This is a genomic window from Intestinirhabdus alba, assembly GCF_009711095.1.
Lineage (GTDB): Bacteria > Pseudomonadota > Gammaproteobacteria > Enterobacterales > Enterobacteriaceae > Intestinirhabdus > Intestinirhabdus alba.
On sequence record NZ_WMJZ01000018.1, the window covers coordinates 1 to 19,752 of the forward strand.

Annotated in this window: 25 protein-coding genes; 24 read left to right on the plus strand and 1 reads right to left on the minus strand. The window is 51.5% G+C overall.

Features of this window, described 5'->3' with window-relative positions:
* Nucleotides 1-81 precede the first annotated feature (81 nt).
* The 13 genes from GJV78_RS13400 (at nucleotide 82) to GJV78_RS13460 (ending at nucleotide 8,720) form a co-directional block, all read left to right on the plus strand.
* Complete coding sequence (locus GJV78_RS13400; RefSeq protein WP_155108842.1) at nucleotides 82-1,431, plus strand: anti-CBASS protein Acb1 family protein; 1,350 nt, start codon at nucleotides 82-84, stop codon at nucleotides 1,429-1,431.
* On the plus strand, nucleotides 1,391-2,317 hold the full coding sequence (locus GJV78_RS13405; RefSeq protein ID WP_155108843.1) for a phage minor head protein: 927 nt from the start codon (nucleotides 1,391-1,393) through the stop codon (nucleotides 2,315-2,317). Before GJV78_RS13400 ends, GJV78_RS13405 begins: the two co-directional genes overlap by 41 nt.
* A gap of 2 nt (nucleotides 2,318-2,319) precedes the next feature.
* Entirely contained in the window at nucleotides 2,320-3,585 is a 1,266-nt protein-coding gene (locus GJV78_RS13410) for a hypothetical protein (protein WP_155108844.1), read from the plus strand.
* 12 nt (nucleotides 3,586-3,597) lie between these two features.
* Entirely contained in the window at nucleotides 3,598-4,047 is a 450-nt protein-coding gene (locus GJV78_RS13415; protein WP_155108845.1) for a gp53 minor capsid family protein, read from the plus strand.
* Nucleotides 4,048-4,064: 17 nt separating this feature from the next.
* Nucleotides 4,065-5,141, plus strand: a complete 1,077-nt coding sequence (locus tag GJV78_RS13420) for a major capsid protein (RefSeq protein ID WP_155108846.1) — start codon at nucleotides 4,065-4,067, stop codon at nucleotides 5,139-5,141.
* Between the two features lie 9 nt (nucleotides 5,142-5,150).
* The gene (locus GJV78_RS13425) at nucleotides 5,151-5,444 is read left to right on the plus strand and encodes a hypothetical protein (RefSeq protein ID WP_155108847.1); all 294 of its coding nucleotides are present in this window, start codon (nucleotides 5,151-5,153) and stop codon (nucleotides 5,442-5,444) included.
* A gap of 59 nt (nucleotides 5,445-5,503) precedes the next feature.
* A complete protein-coding gene (locus tag GJV78_RS13430; protein WP_155108848.1) occupies nucleotides 5,504-5,908 on the plus strand; it encodes a DUF7370 family protein in 405 nt (134 codons plus the stop codon).
* A 14-nt stretch (nucleotides 5,909-5,922) separates the two neighbouring features.
* On the plus strand, nucleotides 5,923-6,081 hold the full coding sequence (locus tag GJV78_RS13435) for a hypothetical protein (RefSeq protein WP_230979142.1): 159 nt from the start codon (nucleotides 5,923-5,925) through the stop codon (nucleotides 6,079-6,081).
* The gene (locus GJV78_RS13440; RefSeq protein ID WP_155108850.1) at nucleotides 6,081-6,431 is read left to right on the plus strand and encodes a hypothetical protein; all 351 of its coding nucleotides are present in this window, start codon (nucleotides 6,081-6,083) and stop codon (nucleotides 6,429-6,431) included. The genes GJV78_RS13435 and GJV78_RS13440 overlap by 1 nt, the downstream gene beginning before the upstream one ends.
* A gap of 2 nt (nucleotides 6,432-6,433) precedes the next feature.
* Complete coding sequence (locus GJV78_RS13445) at nucleotides 6,434-6,802, plus strand: HK97 gp10 family phage protein (RefSeq protein WP_155108851.1); 369 nt, start codon at nucleotides 6,434-6,436, stop codon at nucleotides 6,800-6,802.
* Nucleotides 6,799-7,182 carry a phage tail termination protein gene (locus GJV78_RS13450; protein WP_155108852.1) on the plus strand — a complete coding sequence of 128 codons (384 nt, stop codon included), beginning with the start codon at nucleotides 6,799-6,801 and terminating at the stop codon, nucleotides 7,180-7,182. The genes GJV78_RS13445 and GJV78_RS13450 overlap by 4 nt, the downstream gene beginning before the upstream one ends.
* A 63-nt stretch (nucleotides 7,183-7,245) precedes the next feature.
* Entirely contained in the window at nucleotides 7,246-7,992 is a 747-nt protein-coding gene (locus GJV78_RS13455) for an Ig-like domain-containing protein (protein WP_155108853.1), read from the plus strand.
* A gap of 47 nt (nucleotides 7,993-8,039) precedes the next feature.
* A complete protein-coding gene (locus GJV78_RS13460; RefSeq protein WP_155108854.1) occupies nucleotides 8,040-8,720 on the plus strand; it encodes a DUF6246 family protein in 681 nt (226 codons plus the stop codon).
* Between the two features lie 5 nt (nucleotides 8,721-8,725).
* Here GJV78_RS13460 and GJV78_RS24015 read toward each other — a convergent pair whose 3' ends face one another.
* The gene (locus tag GJV78_RS24015; RefSeq protein WP_330998809.1) at nucleotides 8,726-9,100 is read right to left on the minus strand and encodes an Arc family DNA-binding protein; all 375 of its coding nucleotides are present in this window, start codon (nucleotides 9,098-9,100) and stop codon (nucleotides 8,726-8,728) included.
* A 101-nt stretch (nucleotides 9,101-9,201) separates the two neighbouring features.
* On the opposite strand from GJV78_RS24015, the gene GJV78_RS22985 reads away from it, so the two are divergent.
* The 11 genes from GJV78_RS22985 to GJV78_RS13515 all read left to right on the plus strand — a co-directional run bounded on the left by GJV78_RS22985 (nucleotide 9,202) and on the right by GJV78_RS13515 (nucleotide 19,746).
* The gene (locus tag GJV78_RS22985) at nucleotides 9,202-9,360 is read left to right on the plus strand and encodes a hypothetical protein (protein ID WP_167519568.1); all 159 of its coding nucleotides are present in this window, start codon (nucleotides 9,202-9,204) and stop codon (nucleotides 9,358-9,360) included.
* A gap of 73 nt (nucleotides 9,361-9,433) precedes the next feature.
* A complete protein-coding gene (locus tag GJV78_RS13470; RefSeq protein ID WP_230979139.1) occupies nucleotides 9,434-10,030 on the plus strand; it encodes a BRO-N domain-containing protein in 597 nt (198 codons plus the stop codon).
* A 61-nt stretch (nucleotides 10,031-10,091) separates the two neighbouring features.
* Nucleotides 10,092-10,796 carry a Rha family transcriptional regulator gene (locus GJV78_RS13475; protein ID WP_155108856.1) on the plus strand — a complete coding sequence of 235 codons (705 nt, stop codon included), beginning with the start codon at nucleotides 10,092-10,094 and terminating at the stop codon, nucleotides 10,794-10,796.
* A gap of 106 nt (nucleotides 10,797-10,902) precedes the next feature.
* Nucleotides 10,903-11,256, plus strand: a complete 354-nt coding sequence (locus GJV78_RS13480; RefSeq protein WP_017384095.1) for a hypothetical protein — start codon at nucleotides 10,903-10,905, stop codon at nucleotides 11,254-11,256.
* Nucleotides 11,257-11,395: 139 nt separating this feature from the next.
* On the plus strand, nucleotides 11,396-11,662 hold the full coding sequence (locus GJV78_RS13485; protein WP_155108857.1) for a YebO family protein: 267 nt from the start codon (nucleotides 11,396-11,398) through the stop codon (nucleotides 11,660-11,662).
* An 87-nt stretch (nucleotides 11,663-11,749) separates the two neighbouring features.
* Nucleotides 11,750-14,200 carry a phage tail length tape measure family protein gene (locus tag GJV78_RS13490; protein ID WP_155108858.1) on the plus strand — a complete coding sequence of 817 codons (2,451 nt, stop codon included), beginning with the start codon at nucleotides 11,750-11,752 and terminating at the stop codon, nucleotides 14,198-14,200.
* 69 nt (nucleotides 14,201-14,269) lie between these two features.
* Complete coding sequence (locus GJV78_RS13495) at nucleotides 14,270-14,623, plus strand: phage tail protein (protein WP_155108859.1); 354 nt, start codon at nucleotides 14,270-14,272, stop codon at nucleotides 14,621-14,623.
* A 35-nt stretch (nucleotides 14,624-14,658) separates the two neighbouring features.
* Nucleotides 14,659-15,363: a phage minor tail protein L gene (locus GJV78_RS13500; protein WP_167519569.1), complete on the plus strand. Its 705-nt coding sequence runs from the start codon at nucleotides 14,659-14,661 to the stop codon at nucleotides 15,361-15,363.
* Complete coding sequence (locus tag GJV78_RS13505; RefSeq protein ID WP_155108860.1) at nucleotides 15,363-16,082, plus strand: C40 family peptidase; 720 nt, start codon at nucleotides 15,363-15,365, stop codon at nucleotides 16,080-16,082. The genes GJV78_RS13500 and GJV78_RS13505 overlap by 1 nt, the downstream gene beginning before the upstream one ends.
* On the plus strand, nucleotides 16,025-16,552 hold the full coding sequence (locus GJV78_RS13510; RefSeq protein WP_167519570.1) for a tail assembly protein: 528 nt from the start codon (nucleotides 16,025-16,027) through the stop codon (nucleotides 16,550-16,552). Before GJV78_RS13505 ends, GJV78_RS13510 begins: the two co-directional genes overlap by 58 nt.
* A gap of 11 nt (nucleotides 16,553-16,563) precedes the next feature.
* Complete coding sequence (locus GJV78_RS13515; protein ID WP_155108862.1) at nucleotides 16,564-19,746, plus strand: host specificity protein J; 3,183 nt, start codon at nucleotides 16,564-16,566, stop codon at nucleotides 19,744-19,746.
* Nucleotides 19,747-19,752 lie beyond the last annotated feature (6 nt).

A 19,752-nucleotide genomic window follows, 5' to 3' on the forward strand; every position in this document is an offset into this window, starting at 1 on the left:
CTGGATTCGGGACCAGACGGTACTCAGACGACGCTTACAAAGGACCAAAAATCCCGCCGATGAAACGCTGACGGACAAATCATGACTGACAAATTAACACTAGCCGTCAATCACGCGCTGAACGACGCCAGGCTTGCTCGCGCCCGTATGGGGCTGATGGCACCGACGATGGGGCTGGACAATAAGCGCCATTCAGCATGGTGCGAGTATGGTTTCCCTGAGCAGGTAACCTACGAAAACCTCTACGCTCTGTACCGGCGCGGCGGTATCGCTCACGGTGCTGTTGAGAAGCTTGTGGGCAAGTGCTGGCAGACGAACCCGGAAATCATCGAGGGTGATGACGCCGACGAGAGCGAAGACGAAACCACTTGGGAGAAAAAGTCCAAACAGGTATTCACCAACCGATTCTGGCGCTTGTTTGCCGATGCTGACCGTCGCCGCCTGGTTGGTCGATATTCTGGCGTTCTGCTGTATATACGCGATAACAAAGACTGGAATCTTCCAGCAACCAAAGGCAGAGGTTTGCAGAAGGTTGCAGTCGCGTGGGCTGGGTCGTTGAAGGTAGGCGAGTGGGACACTGGCATTAACTCAAAGACATACGGCCAGCCGAAGATGTGGAAGTACACCGAGCGTTTGCCGAATGGATCAAGCCGTCGAGTAGATATCCACCCGGACCGCGTTTTTATCCTCGGTGATTACTCTGATGATGCTATCGGTTTTCTTGAGCCAGCATATAACGCATTTGTCAGCCTGGAGAAGGTGGAGGGTGGTTCTGGTGAGTCGTTCCTGAAGAATGCCGCTCGTCAGCTTGCATTAAGCTTCGATAAGGAAATCGACTTTGGCAGCATTGCATCTATGTACAGCGTTAGCGTTGACGAGCTGCAGGATAAATTTAATGACGCCGCGCGTGAGATGAATCGCGGGAACGATGTGCTGCTCTCTTTGCAGGGAGCGAGCGTAACCTCTCTGGTTTCGCCAGTTTCCGATCCGTCGCCAACCTATGACGTGAACCTACAGACTGCCGCAGCAGGGGTAGACATCCCGACGCGCATCCTGGTTGGTAATCAGCAGGCTGAGCGCTCCAGTACTGAAGACCAGAAATACTTCAATGCTCGCTGTCAGTCGCGCCGTGTAGACCTCTCTTTCGAGATAGAAGACTTCTGCGACAAGCTTATCGATTTGCAAATCATCGACTCAGTAAGCCAGAAGGCTGTTATCTGGGATGACCTGAATGAGCAGACCGGTACTGAGAAACTCACCAACGCCAAGACCATGGGCGAGATTAACCAGACAATGATGGGCGGCGGTGAGGAACCTGCATTCAGTCGTGAAGAGATTCGCACGGCTGCTGGGTACGATAACGATAGCGAAGAACCACTAGGAGAAGAGGATGGCAACGAAGAAGACGAAGCCACCGATTCTGCCGCGTAACTATCAGGACCCAACCGGAGCCGATGCGCTGGAACGCCGGGCAATGAAAGGCTTCGCCAGGCGAATGAATAAGATTGGCAAAGCGTACAAATCAGCACTCGACAAAATACCTTCCTCCCTCGCAGTAAACGCCAGATACGAATACCAGCTAAACCCAACGCTACTTTCCATCATCCTGAACGATGCCAGTTACCTGGTGGATCAGGTGCTGCTTGAAGGTGGCGATTATGACCTGTGGTTTTACGAGTACATCGATCTGGCTTCGGAGAAAGGGACCGGGCAGTCGTTCTACAACCTCAGCCAGCAATCCCCGGTGTACGCCGCCGGGCGCGAATCGCTGGCCTCTATCCTCGCGAGTGACCCGTATCAGCAACGTATGGCGTTGGTTCACGCTCGCGTGTTTGAGGAAATGAAGGGGCTGAGTGCTGAGGTTAAGCGCAATATGGCGAGGGTGCTAACGGATGGCGTTGGGCGCGGGCTTAATCCCCGTGAAATTGCCCGCAATCTGACTTCGCAGACTGGCATCGAGAAGCGCCGTGCTAACCGGATCGCACGAACCGAAGTGCCTACCGCGCTTCGCCGGGCCAAGTGGGATGAAGACCAGGAGGCTAACGACCTCTTCGGCCTGAAAACACTACTGGTTCACATCTCTGCGCTGTCACCGACAACCCGACATACCCACGCAGTGCGCCACGCACACCTCTATACCAATGAAGAAGTGCGTGACTGGTACAGCAAGGATGGGAACTCAATCAACTGCAAATGCAGCCAGCAGTCAGTTCTGGTCGATGACGACGGCAAACCTCAGTTCCCGGACACCATTACCAAACTCAAACAGGAATATAAATCGATGCAGGCGCGCGGTTACGCCTGGGCGGAGAAATAACTATGCCTATGCAGGTCAACATCACCACGAAGGTGAACAGCCAATCTATCCGGCGCGAAACACATAACGGGCGTGAGCACCTGGTGCTGCCGAGCTACACACTTCCGGCGAACGTCGTCATGAATGGCGGGTTGTACACGCAAGAGCAAATCGACGCCCACTATAAGGGGCTGGAAGGCACCCTAGCGCCGCTGGGCCACCCTCAGGTTAACGGTCAGTTCGTGTCTGCTTTCTCGCCAGAGGGGATTAACGCAGGCCATATCGGCGCATGGAACCGCAACGTTAAGAAGTCCGGCAATCGCATTTACCTCGAAAAGTGGGTTGATGTGGCCCGCGCCAGTGAGTCGGAAGGTGGTAAAGAACTGCTTGAGCGCGTGGCCGCGATTGAACGAGGTGAAGACGTTCCGCCGATTCATACCAGCGTTGCCGCTTTCCTCGATCAGCTTGAGCCGAACGAGCAGCAGCGCGCAACAGGTGCGGAGTGGGTTGCCGACATCCATGGCATGGACCACGACGCGATCCTGCTGCACGAAGTCGGGGCGGCAACCCCGGAGCAAGGAGTTGGCCTGATGGTTAACGCTGATCTGGCGCAGCCGCTTAAGGCGAACTCAGGCGCGCTGGTTGGCGAATCCTACCGGGAGCGAGAGCAGCGTCTTGACTGTGCAGCCAAAGCAAAGTTCGCACCAGGTGAAAACGAATACGCCTGGGTAGCTGATTTCACTGACTCGCAGGCGGTAATCGTCCGAAACGGCGGCAGCGCTGAGGTGTTTGGCTACAAGTCCGATGGCGAAGTTATCACATTCGATGATACCGGAACGGCAGTCGCACGGCAGGAATCATGGGTGGCTATCGTCGCCAACAAATTCAAATCTCTTTTCACACCGCAGGAACAGCCTGCAACAAACCACAAAACGGAGGGCGACATGCCTTTAACTACTGAAGAGAAACAAGAGCTGGTCAGCGAAATCGGCAAAGGTCTCGCCGCTAATTTTGCAGAGGCTCTTAACCCGATCAAAGAGGCCATCACAGGGCTGCAGGCAAACCACGATAAACTTGCCGAAACCCTGACCGCCAACTCCCGCGCCGAAGAGAAAACCAAGCGTGAAGCAGTTGCAAAAGTTCACGGCGAAATCGTGGCTAACGCTCTGTCAGGTGAAGCGCTGGACGCGATGTTTAAAACAATCGGTGATGCCGCGCCGCTGGGGACTAACTCCGCTCAGCAGCAAACTGAAACCGGCGCACCCGCCGCATCTGAATACTTCAAATAAGGAGCCGGGATAATGTCACGTTATCGTCGCGTTAATATCGACGGGAAATCGCTCTACAAGACCGAAACCCGCCTCACTGCTGCAGCGCTGCTTCCGGGCACTGCCGCCACTATCAACGGTGATGATCAGTTTGCACAGGCCACCGCATTAACTGGTCGCCTCTATATCATCGACTGTGCTTATCACCAGGGGTTGGGCATCCGTGATGCTGTACCTGCTGGTGACTCTGCTGTTGGTAACTACGTCGAAGAGGGGCGCGAGTTGGCGCTGCTGTGCGCTCCTGGGGCGTACAAAAAGGACAGCCCGATAAAACTCGGTACGGCTGGTCAATTCACCCTGGCAACTGACGACACTGACTCAGTGATTGGCTACAGCCAGGACGAGTTCACCATCGCAGACAGCACCACCGATTTCATTCGCGTTCGTATGCGCGTTGGCACTGCCGCCGCCGCTGGCGCGTAATAAAAGGATAATCATATATGTACTTCTCAAAAGAGACGCTGGCGACTAACTCACGCCTAGGTGGTCACTGGAATGAACTATGGGCAAACCGCAATATGTGGAATGCTCATCACGACGCAATGATTGCGGCAAACCGTTCGAATATGACTACTGAATGGTTAGCGGTGAACGCCGTAGGTGGTTTTACACGTGATTTCTGGGCAGAGATTGACCGTCAGGTCCTGCAATTGCGCGATCAGGAAGTTGGCATGGAAATTGTCAACGACCTGATTGGGGTTCAGACGGTGCTGTCTGTAGGCAAAACCGCAAAGCTTTACAACGTTGTTGGCGACATTGCCGACGATGTGTCTGTGAGCATTGACGGTCAGGCTCCATTTTCATTTGACCATACCGAATATGCGAGTGATGGCGACCCGATCCCGGTGTTCACTGCAGGTTACGGCGTGAACTGGCGTCATGCTGCTGGTCTAAATTCTGTGGGTATCGACCTGGTACTTGATTCGCAGATGGCGAAAATGCGCAAGTTCAACCAGAAGCGCGTCAACTACTATCTGAATGGCGACCCGAACATCCGGGTGCAGTCCTATCCTGCGCAGGGCATCAAAAACCACCGCAACACCAAAAAAATTAACCTCGGTTCTGGTGCGGGAGGCGCAAATATCGACCTGACAACTGCCGACATGACCGCGCTGTTCGCTTTCTTCGGGAAAGGCGCATTCGGTACTCTGGCGCGCGCAAACAAGGTGGCTGCATACGATGTGATGTGGGTATCTCCTGAAATCTGGGCTAACCTGGCTCAACCGTATGTAGTGAACGGCGTTGTCAGTGGCAATGTGCTTAATGCCGTTCTGCCGTTTGCGCCGGTTCGTGAAATCCGGTCGACCTTCGCGCTGTCCGGCAACGAGTTCATCGCCTATGTTCGCCGTCAGGACGTGATTTCTCCGCTGGTTGGTATGGCCGTTGGCGTTGTTCCGCTGCCGCGCCCACTGCCTAACGTTAACTATAACTTCCAGATTATGTCTGCTGAAGGTCTGCAAATTACCGCTGACGAGCAGGGGCTATCCGGCGTTGTCTACGGCGCTAACCTGGCATAAGGGAACATCATGGCTAAATACGAAGTTGTACGCGCGTGGTTCGGCGTGAAGGTAGGCGATGTGGTTGAGATCAAAGAGCTGCACCCGGCACTGAAATCTAACGTGCGACTGATGCGTGGTGAGGCAGGCGGCCAGCTAACTCCTGCGACACCAGAAGGCGGCACCGACTCAAAATCTCCTAAAGAGGTTATCCAGGCGCGGCTGACCGAGCTGGGTATCGATTTCAAAGGCAACTTGGGTGCTGAAAAGCTTGGTGAACTGCTACCAGACGGTGAGCTTGAAAAGCTTTTCCCTGCTGAATAACAGCCGCCGCTAAGGCGGTTTTTTTATGCCCTCTGCGGAGGGCTTATTAAGAGGCTCGCATGATTACCACAGAACAGGCCAGGGAATATCTGAAGTCAGTCGGTATCACGCTGCCTGATTTCATCTTAGAGGCGCTAGTAGAGCAAGCTAACAGTATTCAGGAATGCCTTGATGCTCATTACTCTCCGGCTACAGCGCTGCTAATTCAGTCCTACCTGTTGGGCTTAATGGCTCTTGGGCAGGGCGATAAATATGTTTCCAGTCACACCGCGCCAAGTGGTGCTTCTGAATCATTCCGATACCAGTCGTTATCAGACCGCTGGAAAGGCTCGTTAAACCTTCTCCGAGGACTGGATAAGTATGGTTGTGCTAACTCACTCATTCCTGCCGACCCGACAGTAACTCCGGCCTTTGCTGGCATCTGGATTGGACGCGGTGGGTGCATGTGCGATGGGAATCGTTAATGAACTGGATTCTAGTGACTGAACGACTACCGCAACCATTCTTTCGCGTCTGGGTGCAAACTGACATCGGGCGGGAGGCTACCGGCTACGTAAAATCGGACGGCGAGTGGTTCATTAACTGCCCGCGCATCCGGGCGACTGGCGCGAAGGTGCTGCGCTGGAAGGAGGGCTGATGTCATCGGTAGCGAACTGGAGCTATACCGCCACGGCGACTATCTGGCGCAAGCTGGAAGGCAATGACGAATACGGCGACCCGCTGGGCTATGCAGAGCCTGAGCAAATCCTCTGTGATTACGAGGGCGGCCTCAGCAAAAAGTTAGCCAGCCTTGGCGCTGAAATCGTAGTGAAGAATACCGTATGGACGGAGTTCGCGCTGGCGGCCGCTGGTGATTACCTGCTCATTGGCGCATCTACCGAACCTGATCCGGTTGTCGCAGGTGCCGACGAAGTTCGGCAGGTCATCCGCTATGCCGATACGTTCGAGCGCTTGGCGGATGATTTCGCAATTTTGACGGGAGTCTAGCCATGGGCGCTAAAGTTCGCGGTATCCGCGAGGCAAAGGCCAACCTGAACAGAATTATTCAGGATGTGCAAGGTCGCAAGGTGGTTAGAGCCCTGCAATCGGCAATGATTATCGGTAGTTCTCAGGCTGCGTTATACACCCCAATCGATACGTCTACGTTGCTTAATAGTCAATACCGTGAAATCAACGCCAGCGGTACGCGAGTAACCGGGCGGGTTGGATATTCGGCAAACTACGCTATTTATGTTCACGACCCTAACGTGCCACAGACATTCCGACGTTCAACAGCGCAGAAAGAATTTCTGACGAAAGGCTTTGAGGATAGCCGAAGCCAAATTGATGCAGTGATGCGCAAGGAGCTTTCGCTATGACACCCATGATGCACGAGCGGGTGCGCAATATGTTCGGCGACGCCGGGCTAACGACTGGTTTCACCGTGCAACAGCTGATGTACGACGACCCGGGCGACCTGTCGAAGGCGATCATGGTATTCAGGCCTAACGGCGGTTCTAATATCCGTACTGACCTAGGTTCTGAATATCACGTTCTGGTCGACATTTTCGGCGCGAAGGACAAGCGCAAAGACGCGCTCAATGCCGTACAGCGCATCGTCGATTACGTCCAGGCCAACCCCATGGCTGACGAGTGCGTCGGCTACATCCAGAACATGGGCGCAATTCCCGCGCCGGTGCTCACAGAAGAAGGGCGAATAGTCTTCCGACTCCAGTTTGCCTGCACTTACGGCGAATAGCCATATCCAACCAAATAACCCGCTCAGGCGGTTTTTCTTTTATATGTCAAAGAGGAGTTTCACATGGCTAATTGCCAGAACTCGAACGAGCGCCTGTTCGGCGGTGCGGTCGTGCTGGAAGTCGCCGATGGCTGCCCTGACGTCAAGCCACTTGAATCTGAGTGGATGGCGCTGGCCGCTGGTACGTCGAAGGGCTTCGACTTCAACCCGAACTCGGTTACCTCTGATGCGGATGATGGCGGTGGCTATGTAGAGACCATCATCACCAACAGCGACTTCACCCTGAGCTTCGAAGGTGAGGTGCGCAAGAAGGACAAACTGGATCAGTACGGTGTCGGCAGGTTCATCAAGTATTTCGCTGATGAACTGAAGGCCAAGCGCCAGCCTGGCATCTGGGTGCGCATGGACTACGGCCCGGTAGAATTCATCGGCTACATGAATATCACGGCATTGAGTTCTGACGGGGGTACAAATGACATCGTAACATTTAGTACCGAGTTCAAAGTCGGCGACGCCAGTACCATCGAAGTTAATGAAACCATCGACGTAGCAGTTACTGGCGTGACTGTTGACCCCGCTACGAGCACTGGCGCAGTTGGAGGCACAACTACGTTTACGGTTACCGTGCAGCCGACAGGGGCAACCAATAAAGAATTTACCGTGTCTACAACTGACGCAGCCATTGCAACGGCCACAAAATCTGGAAGCGCGGTCACTGTTAACCTGGTGGCTGCAGGAACAGCAGAGATTGTTGTTGCCACGGTAGACGGGAATAAGGTTGCCACACACTCAGTTACTGTTACTGAATGACATAAACGACGGGGCATGATAGTGCCCCTCTTTACTTCAGGAGAGGCATGAAACCGTTAATAGAAATTGGTGAAATGCGGCTTTCCGAGGCAAGGGAAGGCGGGAAAGACTACGTTTTTAAACCATCTTTTGCGGCCATGTCCAGTATTGGCAGCCCAGCGGAGATTGTCGCTATATTTTCGCTGATTCACGGTTCTGAGGTTAATGAACTGTTAGGAAAGGCTTCCTTGTTAAACGGGAAGCTGCCGGCGAATATCATTAACACTGTACTCCAGCGTGCCGCCGATGAAATTCTCACTTCTGCGATGCAAGTCATGCATTGTTGCTATACAGGCAGCGCAGACCTGCAGCCGCTTATCGGCGAATGGAAGGGGTGGAGTCGATACGTTGTCTATCGGCCGGGGCTGCTTCCCAGGGGCGATATCATAGTTCTGGCTCAGCAATTAATGCAGCACGGCATTATTGGGAAAGCCAAAATTCGCAGGCTTCAGCGACATGAAGCAAACGAGTATTCAAACGAATTTAGAGCCATTGATTACATCGTTGCCGCCTGCAACCATTTCGGGATTAGTCGTGAAGAAGCCGCCGGGATGACTATGACCGAATTTACTCTGCGCCTTGCTGCCAAATACCCTAACGAGAAGGGCATGACGCGGGAGGAGTACGATTCTGTTGCCGATGCTTATCTTGCCCGCCAAGCCGCGCGCAGGGCAAGAGCAGCAAGGTAGCCCACTCAGGTGGGCTTTTTAATGTTAGTAATTGTCTGGGTATAAAAGCCATCCGGGGATCGTATCTCAAATAGAGCTTTCAGCCTGGCGGTTTCCTTATCGAGTCTGTTCGTTATTTCAAAAACTAACTGCGTAAGCATCCTGTCCCTGACTCGCCACTCGTCTTCATCGGTCGGCGTCTCCGTGGTCACATATTCGAACATACTTTCAAATTCATCGTCGGTATTATTTAGTCCATAAACAACTTCTCCGAGTATTTGCACAATCTCCGAGTTCATCGACCTACCATTTGCTTTGGCTCGTTCAGATATCGCATCGCGCATTCCATCAGGGAAACGGACGACAAATTTTTCGTAATCTTTAACCTGCTTTTCAGCCATAGCATCACCTCAAAAAAAAGTGATGATGGCATATTGCTATTTATAATCAATGATGGCATTCTGCTTTCAAGGCATAATGCCATCACGAAGAGGAGCATTAAGTGGAAAAGAACGAAGCAAAGACAACCCTTCGCTACCCGCAAAAGGTGAAGGAGGCGTTTAAACGGATTGCGGACGAGGAGGGGCTTTCTGAAAACGCCGCTCTGGTACAGGCGCTGGTATGGGCTTTGAAGTTCAGAGGCCGGATGCATGTGCAGTAAATACAGCGAAGCCCGGAAGTGCGCTAACACAAACCGGGCCTCTATGTCAGTAAACTTTTGCGAGAAAACCAACATGAATATTGTAGCGAAATCAGAGTACAACTTCAAAGGCGTTCAGCTTTCTCCAGTAAATGATATGGACAGCGTTTGGTTTACTTCGGCCGACTTGGCTGCTGCTTTGAAATACAAAAGCACCAAGTCCATTACCAACCTCTTCAACCAAAACAATGATGAGTTCTCCGAGGGAATGACTCAGGTCATTGAATCAGTGACCAATGGTATCAACGGTTCATCCCGCCGCATGAAGGTTCGTGTTTTCTCGCTTCGTGGTGCTCACCTTATCGCAATGTTCGCCCGTACTGATGTGGCTAAAGAGTTTCGCCGCTGGGTGCTGGACATTCTTGATCGCGAAGTGGCAATTCACACGCCAGCATTAACCGAACCGTCTATCCGCGAGCGTCATGCCTACAACGTCGATGCGTTAGCCACTCATTACGCTGTTATGTATGAGGCATGGAAAAATCAGATTCACCCTGCACTGAAAGCAATCGAATCACCGCTCGCTGGTCGTCTTTACGACCGATTTAAGGACGGAGCGATCTTTTTGGCATATGTAAAGCAAGGCGCGGAAAAACAACTTGAGGAAGGAGAGACAGCAAGGATTCGCTAAAAGAAAAACCGCCAGTGTGCTGCTGGCGGCATCTGATGTCTAACAACGTATAGGAACGTATATGACTAAGCAAACTGTAGCAAATGTAAGATCGGTTGTCACTAAAATGTCTAGTCGCGAAATTGCATCGCTGACTGGTAAAAAGCATAAGCATGTCCTCGAAGATTGCAGGAAAATGTTCGAATCGCTCAATCTTCAATCGGCCGAGTTTTCGGCCGATTACCAAGACGATAAAGGGCGCACTTATCAGGAGTACTGGCTTGATCAAGACCTGACCATGACTCTGATGATGGGTTATAGCATTCCCCTTCGCCACAAAGTTGCAAAGCGCTGGCGTCAACTTGAATCAGGAGAAGCGATTCCTTCTAAATCAGCAACCGGCCTTGTTGAGTACCGTCAGGCTCGCACGCTGAAAATGACGGTTGAAGCAGTTACCAACTTGTTCGACCTGATGCCTAACCTTGCACCTGAGGCAAAGCAGACGGCGGCCGCCAGTATCATCAATCCAATCGTCGGCTTCAATGCCATCCCGTTACCGGCTATTGAGGAGCATTACTACTCGGCAGGAGAGGTTGCAGAACAACTTGGCGTAACGGCGAATAAAATAGGTCGCATTGCCAACGCTAACAACCTCAAGACGGAGCAGTATGGCAAATTCTTCCTGGACAAGTCCGCTCACTCCAGCAAACAGGTAGAGGCGTTCCGTTACAACTCAAACGGGATTGAAGCGCTGCGCCATCTGATCCACGGCGCTGATGTAGCTTAATCCCCCTTGCTACAGACATCTCAAACCCGCTTAATCGCGGGTTTTTATTTGATCATACAATTCATGCTGTTAAGATGTTTCCGATTGCAATCAAAGGAAACACGAAATGAAGAAGGTAGTTGCTTTAGCTCTTGGGGCTTTAATGCTGTCTGGCTGCACTGTTCGCGTTGCTGATATGACCGTAGGTAGTACCAAAAACTACAACCTGAACGCAGCTAAGTTTGAAAAAGGTCAGCGCGTAACTGGTGAAGACAAAGCTCCGATTGTCATTTTTCCGCTGGGCATCCCTAGCGTTAAAACAGCAATGGATCGCGCTATCGAAAAAGATAAGTGCTCCGTAGGTTTGAGCGATGTTGTCATCTATCAGTTGAACCATGCATTCCTGTTCGGCACATACGGTTTCCGTGTCGAAGGTACGCAAATCATCGATAAGTCTCAGCTTGGTTGTGAAAACCGCTAATCTGTTACTTTATGCTGACAAGCCACCTCCGGGTGGCTTTTCTTTTTCGAGCGTGAGACCCCCGAAAGTTTCCTTCTCGTTAGTTGATATGTGATCGCTTTTTGATAGGATGTCATTAACTTAAACTTAGGGGGCGCTCATGTTCGGATATTACATCCTGTTAATTGTTTCATGGTTAATTACCATTGCTATCGCATTTTATGTGATAAAAGCTGCAACACGTTCTGATGAACAAGTCAAGTTGTTGAAGAAAATCATCGAAGGACAAGAAATTATTATCAGCGGCTCAACACAAAATAAGCATGTGAAAGATGAAATCGAGGCTACGCCGTCGAAGACGGAGACGGCAGGGAAAAGCGATGAAGATTATCTTCTGGAGGCTCGAAAGAAAGCCGGATTGATATAAGTAAGAATCAACACATACCCCGCAATATCGCTGATGGATACCTATAAATCAGCGCTATTGCGGTTTTTTTATGCGCGGAGATAACTAATGGCAGGCGAAGAAACCGTTGGCTCTATTGTTTTTGAAGTGGACATGGAGACCGCTAGGCTGGTTAAAGGCGTCAGCACTAGCAACAGAGCACTGGATGAAATAAACGCCTCTCTTGACGCCAGTATTAAACAGTTTTCCAAGCTTGACACCCAAGTAACCGAGACAGCAAAGGGTGTAACTGCGGCAACGCGCAGCATGGGTAGCATGCGGTTTGCTGCTGGACAACTTGGTTACCAGATACAAGACGTCGCCGTTCAGTTGCAGATGGGGCAGAATGCAATGATGGTTTTTGCCCAGCAGGGTAGCCAGATTGCCTCAATATTCGGTCCGGGTGGTGCAGTAGTTGGTGCTGTGGTTGCAATTTCGGGGGCTATCGCTGGCGCGCTCCTTCCCTCTCTTTTCAAATCGAAAGATGCTACCGCTGAGTTGGAGACAGCGCAAAAGGCGTTGTCTAACACTGTTATAAAAACTGATGCCGGGGTTACGGCGCTATCTGAAAAAATTCAGCGCTTGGCTGCCGTAAGCTCAGATGCGGCGAAAGCTCAGATTGCGGTATCGATGACCGATGCACAGAAGGCAATCAGTGCTGCTGGTTCTGCCATTAACGAGCAGGTTAGCGATCTTGGGACATGGCGTAACAGCATGGCAGCAGCGCAGAGCCAGCTAACAACACTTGAAGCCAAAGGGGTAGACGTTACAGCCGTCCTGAAAGATTTAGGCGGCACGTACGAGGGCAACATTGTTGGCGTTAACATACTCAATAATGTCACAACTGATATGGCCGAGACATTTGGAATCACCCAGACACAGGCTGTCGGGCTGGTCAAAGTGTTTAGAGACCTGAGCAAGGAACCCACTCCGGAAAAAATGCAGGCTGCTGCCGCGGCACTGTCTTCGTTAAGTGAACAGACTGGTTATGCCAACCCTAAGCTAAATGAACTGACGAACCTGGTAAACAGCAATGCTCTGGCCGCTATGAATGCTGGTGATGCCATGAAAGTGCTGAAGGAGGCTCTTACCAGTCTCACTGGCGCTACTGAGGCATCAAAGAAAGCGCTGTCTGGAAATGTTGAGCAACTCAATAGGCTTGTAGAGGCGGCAAAAAACGAAGCTGCAACAGTCGGAATGAGTTCCAGAGAAAAAGCAAAGTACGTGGCTAATCTGCTGGGGGCAACGGAGGCTGAGCGGCAGTCGATTGATGCGAGCTACGATAAGATTGAGGCTTATCAGGCAGAGCAGAAGGCGCAGAAAGAGAAAGAATCTGAAGACAAAAAGGCGGCCGCAGCTGCTACCTCCGCTGCGAAAAAATCTGAAGCTGAACAGCAGCAGGTTATCAATCAACTCGATCAGTTAGCTAACAAATACCAGATAGCCACTCTGCAACAACAGGGCATGGGGCGAGAAGCAGCTATTCTTGCCGCGCAGCAGCAACTAGGCGCGGCAGCCACTCAACAGCAGGTTCAGCAGGCCGGAGAGCTGGCCGGTAAAATGTATGATCTCGCAGAGGCAACAAAGTCTGCAAAGGAAGAAGAGCAAAAAAGGAAAGAGTCCAGCCAGAATTTTACGCAACTGCAAGGCCAGGCATCACCAGTTGCCGCTGTCGACAACACCTACGCGCAGCAAATGGCGCAGCTCAATCAGTATGTTCAGCTTTACCCGCAGAAAATAGCCGAAGCCGAAGCGGTACGCGCTCAGATTGAAGACCAATATCACCAAAAGCGCATGGCGGCGATGTGGGAAGAGTGGCAACAGCAGAGCGAGATCAATAATATGCTTGGTGCCGCTGTAGATTCTCTACAGGGAGGCGCAACCAGCGCCATTACCGGACTTATTAACGGCACTCAAAGCCTGCAAGAATCCTTCGCCAACATCGGAACGACAATCCTAAATAGTGTTGTTGGCAGTCTGGTGCAGATGGGGATCGAGTGGGTTAAGAGCCAGTTGATGGGCCAGGCAGCGGCCGCCGCCTCTTTGGCCTCAACTATGGCCCAGGCAACCGCCGCAGCTTCCGCATGGGCACCTGCTGCAATGAGTGCTTCAATAGCTACCTACGGCACTGCCGCGGCGGTTGGTCAGGCAGCATATGCTGGTTCGCTTTTGTCTGCGAAGGGGATGGCTATTGCTGGTACCCGTTATAATGGCGGTCCTGTAGACGCAGGCTCCATGTATCGCGTAGGAGAGCATGGAAAGCCGGAAATCTACCAGGCGTCGAATGGCAGCCAGTACATGATCCCCGGCGATAACGGACGGGTGATTAGCAACCGGGATATTGGTTCGGGTGGCTCTGGGGTGGGTTCTGTGTCCGTTGTTAATAATTTCACCATCAATACAACCAATGGAATCGACCAGGCAACGATGAATCAGATAGGTAAAATTGCCTACAACCAGTCTCTGCGGGCGATAAGGGATGAGCAACGGCCAAATGGAATGCTTGAAAAAAGCCGATAAATCCTCGGTATCGGCAATGCAATTAACGCTATGAATCCGCTCCGGCGGGTTTTTTATTGGGAGTAATTCATGCCAGAAATATTCACATGGACGCCTCAGCGGGGCTACTCGGTAGAGCGAACGCCTAACGTTGCTGTAGTGAAGTTTGGCGACGGATACGAACAGAGACAGACCAAGGGCATCAACCCGCTAATGGCTAAATATTCGCTGACTTTCCGGGGCGTCAACGATGAAAAATGTTCACGCCCAAATGCAGCAAAAGCGGCCGATGAATTTCTTACTGCGAGAATGGCGGTGGAATCGTTCTACTGGACGCCATCTGATACAGGAGTGCAGGCGCTGTTTATCTGCCGCTCCTGGAGTTTAACGAAGACCGGGTCGTTATATGAATTAACGGCCACATTTGAACAAGTGCCACGATAAGCCACTTTGAGGCGGCTTTTTAATGAGAGGTTCCCGTGCGCGACATACCAGATAATATGATTATTGATAGCGTCGATTCTGGAGTTGGCGCTTTCATAGACCTTTTCGAGGCGGACCTGCAGCCATACGGAGGTGACCTTATTCGATTCCATTCTGGCACCAACGGCTACTATGGGGACGTTGTCTGGAAAGGAAATCAGTACCAGGCGTACCCAATAGCAGTTGAAGGGTTCGGAATGAAGAATGAGGGAACCTATACGCGCCCGACGATGACAGTCGCGAATGTAACCGGGCTGCTAACGGGGATTAACCACGACTTCGACGATATGCTTGGCGTTGTGATAACCCGGCGGCAGGTTCCGGTTAAATATCTGGATGCGGCTAATTTCCCGAACGGCAATCCTGATGCTGACCCTACGCAGGAGGCGGTATCACGCTACGTCGTGGAAGAGATGACGGAAGAAACGTTCGAGCAGGTAACCTATACGCTGGCGACACCGATTGACTGTGACAACGCCATCATCCCGGCGCGAACAATCCTCGCAGACGTGTGCCAGTGGCAGTATCGCGGTGTCGGGTGCGGGTATGACGGGCCTCCTGTTGCAGACGAGCGTGACAACCCGACAACAGATCAAGCGAAAGACAAATGCTCACACCGGCGTACCGGCTGCCGGTTCCGCTATCCACGTCCTGAACCAATGCCAATAAGTAGTTTCCCCGGCTCTCAAAAGGTCTCCTAATGCAAGAATTACTCGATTATGCGGCATCGTCGCAGGATGAAGTGTGCGCGCTGATCCTGAATGGCGAGCAAGTGTTTCGCTGCCGGAATGTGCATCCGGAGCCCTGGCATCATTTCCGCATAAGTGACGACGACTGGCTTGCAGCGGAGGAGGAGGGGGAGATTACCGCAGTATTCCATTCGCATCCGCAAAGCCAGCCAGCTCTTTCAGGAGCTGACCGGCAGGTGCAGGTTATGACCGGCCTGCCATGGTGGCTGGCATCTGACGGGGAGGTCAGGAAATACAGGCCTGTGCCACTCCTGCTGGGGCGAAAGTTCGAGCACGGCATTATGGACTGCTACACGCTTTTCCGGGACGCATACCACCTCTGCGGCATCGACCTGCCGGACTTCGAGCGAACTAACGGATGGTGGCTGCGGGGAGAGAATCTCTATTTGGTAAACATGCCGGCCAATGGGTTCTATCAGGTATCCATGCAGGATGCCCATCCAGGCGACGTCATTATCAGGCAGCCATTCCCCGGCGCAGACCCATGCCACTCAATGATTCTCCTTCATGACAACCTGGTGCTTCACCATGACCATGCCGGACACCTCAGCAGACGAGAACAAATGCGCCCGGCATACATCAAGCAGACGCATTCAATCTGGAGACACGAACAGTGCTCATCTTTAAATTTGCAGGCAATCTACGCCGATTTTACCGCCAGATATCCCTGAATGTTGATACTCCCGCGCAGGGTTTACGCCTTCTGCTGGCGCAGGATTTCGAATTCAAAAAAGCCTTTCTACATACAAAGCTGCGGGTGCGGGTGGCGGGCGAGGATGTTGAGGCATCTGCGATGCAATGGCATCTGGATCGCCACCTTAAAGACGGCTCTGTAGTCCTGTTCGTGCCGGTAGTGGAGGGGGCGATAAGCGCCGCTGCGGCCGCATGGATTGCGGTTGCTGTCAGCGTGGCTTCGGTGGCTTACTCGGTCTACATGTCACGCAACATGAAGACCAAAACATCCGCAGAAGCAGCAGAGACCAATACACTCACAAACAATTCATTTACCAGTGCTGAAAACCGGGTAGGTCAGGGCCGCGCGGTGCCAATTCTCCTCGGAGAAATGGAGGTTGGTTCGAATGTGATTTCCCTCGGCATCGACACTTCAAATAACGCAGACTGGACAGAATCAATAAGCTAAGGTGGCGCGCTATGTCTTCAGGTGGTGGTAAGGCCTCGACCCCAAAACTCCTCGACGATAACCTCAAATCAAAACAATTTTACAGAGTGCTGGACCTTATTTCGGAAGGGCCGATTTTCGGGCCGATAGACCAGACACACCTTTCTTCATTCAAGCTGAATAAGACACCAGTTACAGATGCCAATGGCAACGTTAGTGTTAATGGCGTAAGTGTAGCATGGCGTCCGGGGTCAGAGACGCAATCGCCTATTAACGGATTCTCTGCTATTGAAGCAACAACTATCGTGAACACCGATGTAACCTATGATACGCCGCTTGTTCGCACTATAACCGACCAGGATGTCACCCGGGTACGTTTTAATGTGGGCGTGACCGGACTGGTCGAGAGCGACACTAAAGGCAATCAGAATAATACGTCCGTTACCCTGGTGCTTGAGAGCAGAACGGGAAATGCAGGCTGGTCAATAGAGAAGACGGTAACTATAACCGGTAAAATATCAGGTGAATATCTTGAAGCGCATCTTATTAATGCGCCAGATACCAAGCCTTTCGATATTCGCGTGCGGCGCATCACTCCCGATAGTAACAGTGATTTATTGTCAAATGGCACCATCTGGAATAGTTATAGCGAAATTACTGACGATAATCTGAATTATCCTTTCTCTGCAATTGCGGGTGCGGTTATTGACCGTGACCAGTACACCGACACCCCTAGTCGCACATACCATCTTCGCGGCCTGATTGTGGACGTTCCTGACAACTACGATCCGATAGCCAGAACCTATTCAGGGTTGTGGACTGGCGGCTTTAAAAAGGCGTGGACGAACAACCCCGCCTGGCTGTTCCGTGAACTGGCGAAGAATACCCGGTTTGGTCTGGCAAAACGAGCCGGTTATATCGATGTAGATGACGGCGCTCTTTACATCCTCTCACAGTATTGCGATCAGCTTGTTAATGACGGCTATGGCGGTCAGGAACCAAGAATGACGCTGAACGCATACATCACGGAGCAGGCCAGCGCACGCAATATTTTAGACAAGATAGCCAGCATGTTTCGCGGAATAGCATTGTGGGACGGAATGCGCCTTTCCGTCATGCTGGACGCACCACAGGACCCGATCGCGACAATCACGAACGCTAATGTGGTTGATGGCGTATTTAAGCGCAGTTCTGTGAAACGCTCAGAAAAATACAACGCGGTAGTTGTGTCCTGGACTGACCCGGATAACGGCTGGGAGCAGGTGAAGGAATACGTCTCCGACGATGAGATGATCGCCCGCGGAAACTACAACGAAACCACCCTAGAGGCGTTTGGGTGCACTTCTCGCGGCCAGGCATGGCGAGCAGGAAAATGGCTCCTGGAAACAGCAAAACGTGAAAGTAGTCGACTTTCTTTCCAGATGGCTCGCGATGCTATTCATTTCACGCCGGGCGATATCGTTGAAATCATGGACAACAACTATGCCGGCGCGCGCCTTGGCGGGCGCGTCATGTCACACAGCGGGAATAAAATTACTGTTGATGCTGTCGATTCTTCGCTGATAACAGAAGATGACACCATGTCGCTCATGGGGAGTGACGGCAAGTTCATTAAATATACGATTGACAGTATTACTGGTAATGTAGTTACGTTGAAAACGACCCCGGCATGGGTGCGTGATGGCACTATTTTCGCCATATCTACCAGCAATGTCACCACTCGTTTATTTCGCATCCTCAGTGTGGCAGAGGCAGAAAATAATTCCGTGTACAGCATTACGGCTTCTCAGCATGATCCCAATAAACAGGCCATTGTGGACGAGGGGGCCATATTTGAAATTCCTAACGACACGCTAAACGGTTACCGCGTACCGAATATTGAAAATCTGCGCATTATTAACACCAACTCCGAGACTGTACAAGTAACATCCACTTGGGAAACAGCAACCACCACTAAAAAACTGGCATTTGAATTGTACGTGTACAGTGCGGATGGGAAATTGGTGGCTCAGTACGAAACCGACCAGTTCCGTTATGAATTTTTTGGACTGAATGCCGGGAGCTATACGCTGGGTGTGCGTGGCCGCAACGAAAACGGAATGAAAGGCGCTGAGTCCCAAATAAACATGGTGATTGGTGCGCCGCCGGCACCTTCCGGTATTGTATGGACCCCCGGTTTATTCTCCGCCGATATCGTTCCGGTTATGCAAATTACAGCAACGACGGACACATTTTTTGAGTTCTGGTACTCCGGTCAAATTCAAATCACCAATCCTGCGAACATAGAGGATCAGGCTCAATTCCTTGGACGCTCTACGCAATGGACGTTGCACGGATTAAAAGCCGATACGACCTATTACGTTTACGTGCGCACTAAAAATGCGTTCGGGGTATCTGAGTTCGTCGAGGCGTCAGGTAAAGCCTCTTCCGATATTCCCGGAATGATTGACCTGATTGATGATGCGATTCGCGATTCAGACGCATTCAAAAATGTTCAGGGCGGCGTTGATACCAGCCTTGAGGGCATCATGGAAAATTCCCTTGCTAACCACGGTACAGTTGAGCACCAGTATCAACAGTATGGGGAGGTCCGCGCAGATATTCTTGTCGTAAAAACCACTGTTGCGACGGCCGAGCAAGGGCTTGCTGATTTGTCTACCTACGTTCAGGCATCAATCGGTGATTTAAACAGTGACGTGAATTCACTGACATCGGCTGTTAATCAAAAAATGACAGCAGAGGTAAATAGCGATGGCACAGCAAAAGCATCGTACACCCTTAATATGGGTATTGTGCGAAACGGTGTAAAATATAATACCGGCTTAGGCATGTCTATCGAGCCATCAGGCAACACTTACAAATCCACTGTTGTTTTTGCGGCGGATCAGTTTGGAATATATTCAGGTAGCGATCCCGGTAACTGGCAGGCTGCATTCTTTGTATATAACGGACAGGTATTTATCAGGAGTGTATTGATTCAGGAAGCATCAATCGACTTTGCAAAAATAACTGATTCTTTGCAGTCGTCTAACTTCATTCCTGGTGTGCAAGGCTGGAATTTACCAAAAAATGCCAGCCCTGAGTTTCATGGAAAGCTTTATGCCGACAGTGGTGAGTTTGCATTTAATGGAACAAATAATGTGGTCAGAATTGACGGCAATGGTATCACGGTTAACCTTCCCGGAGGTGGGCGTGTTGTTGTAGGAAAATGGTAGGTTATA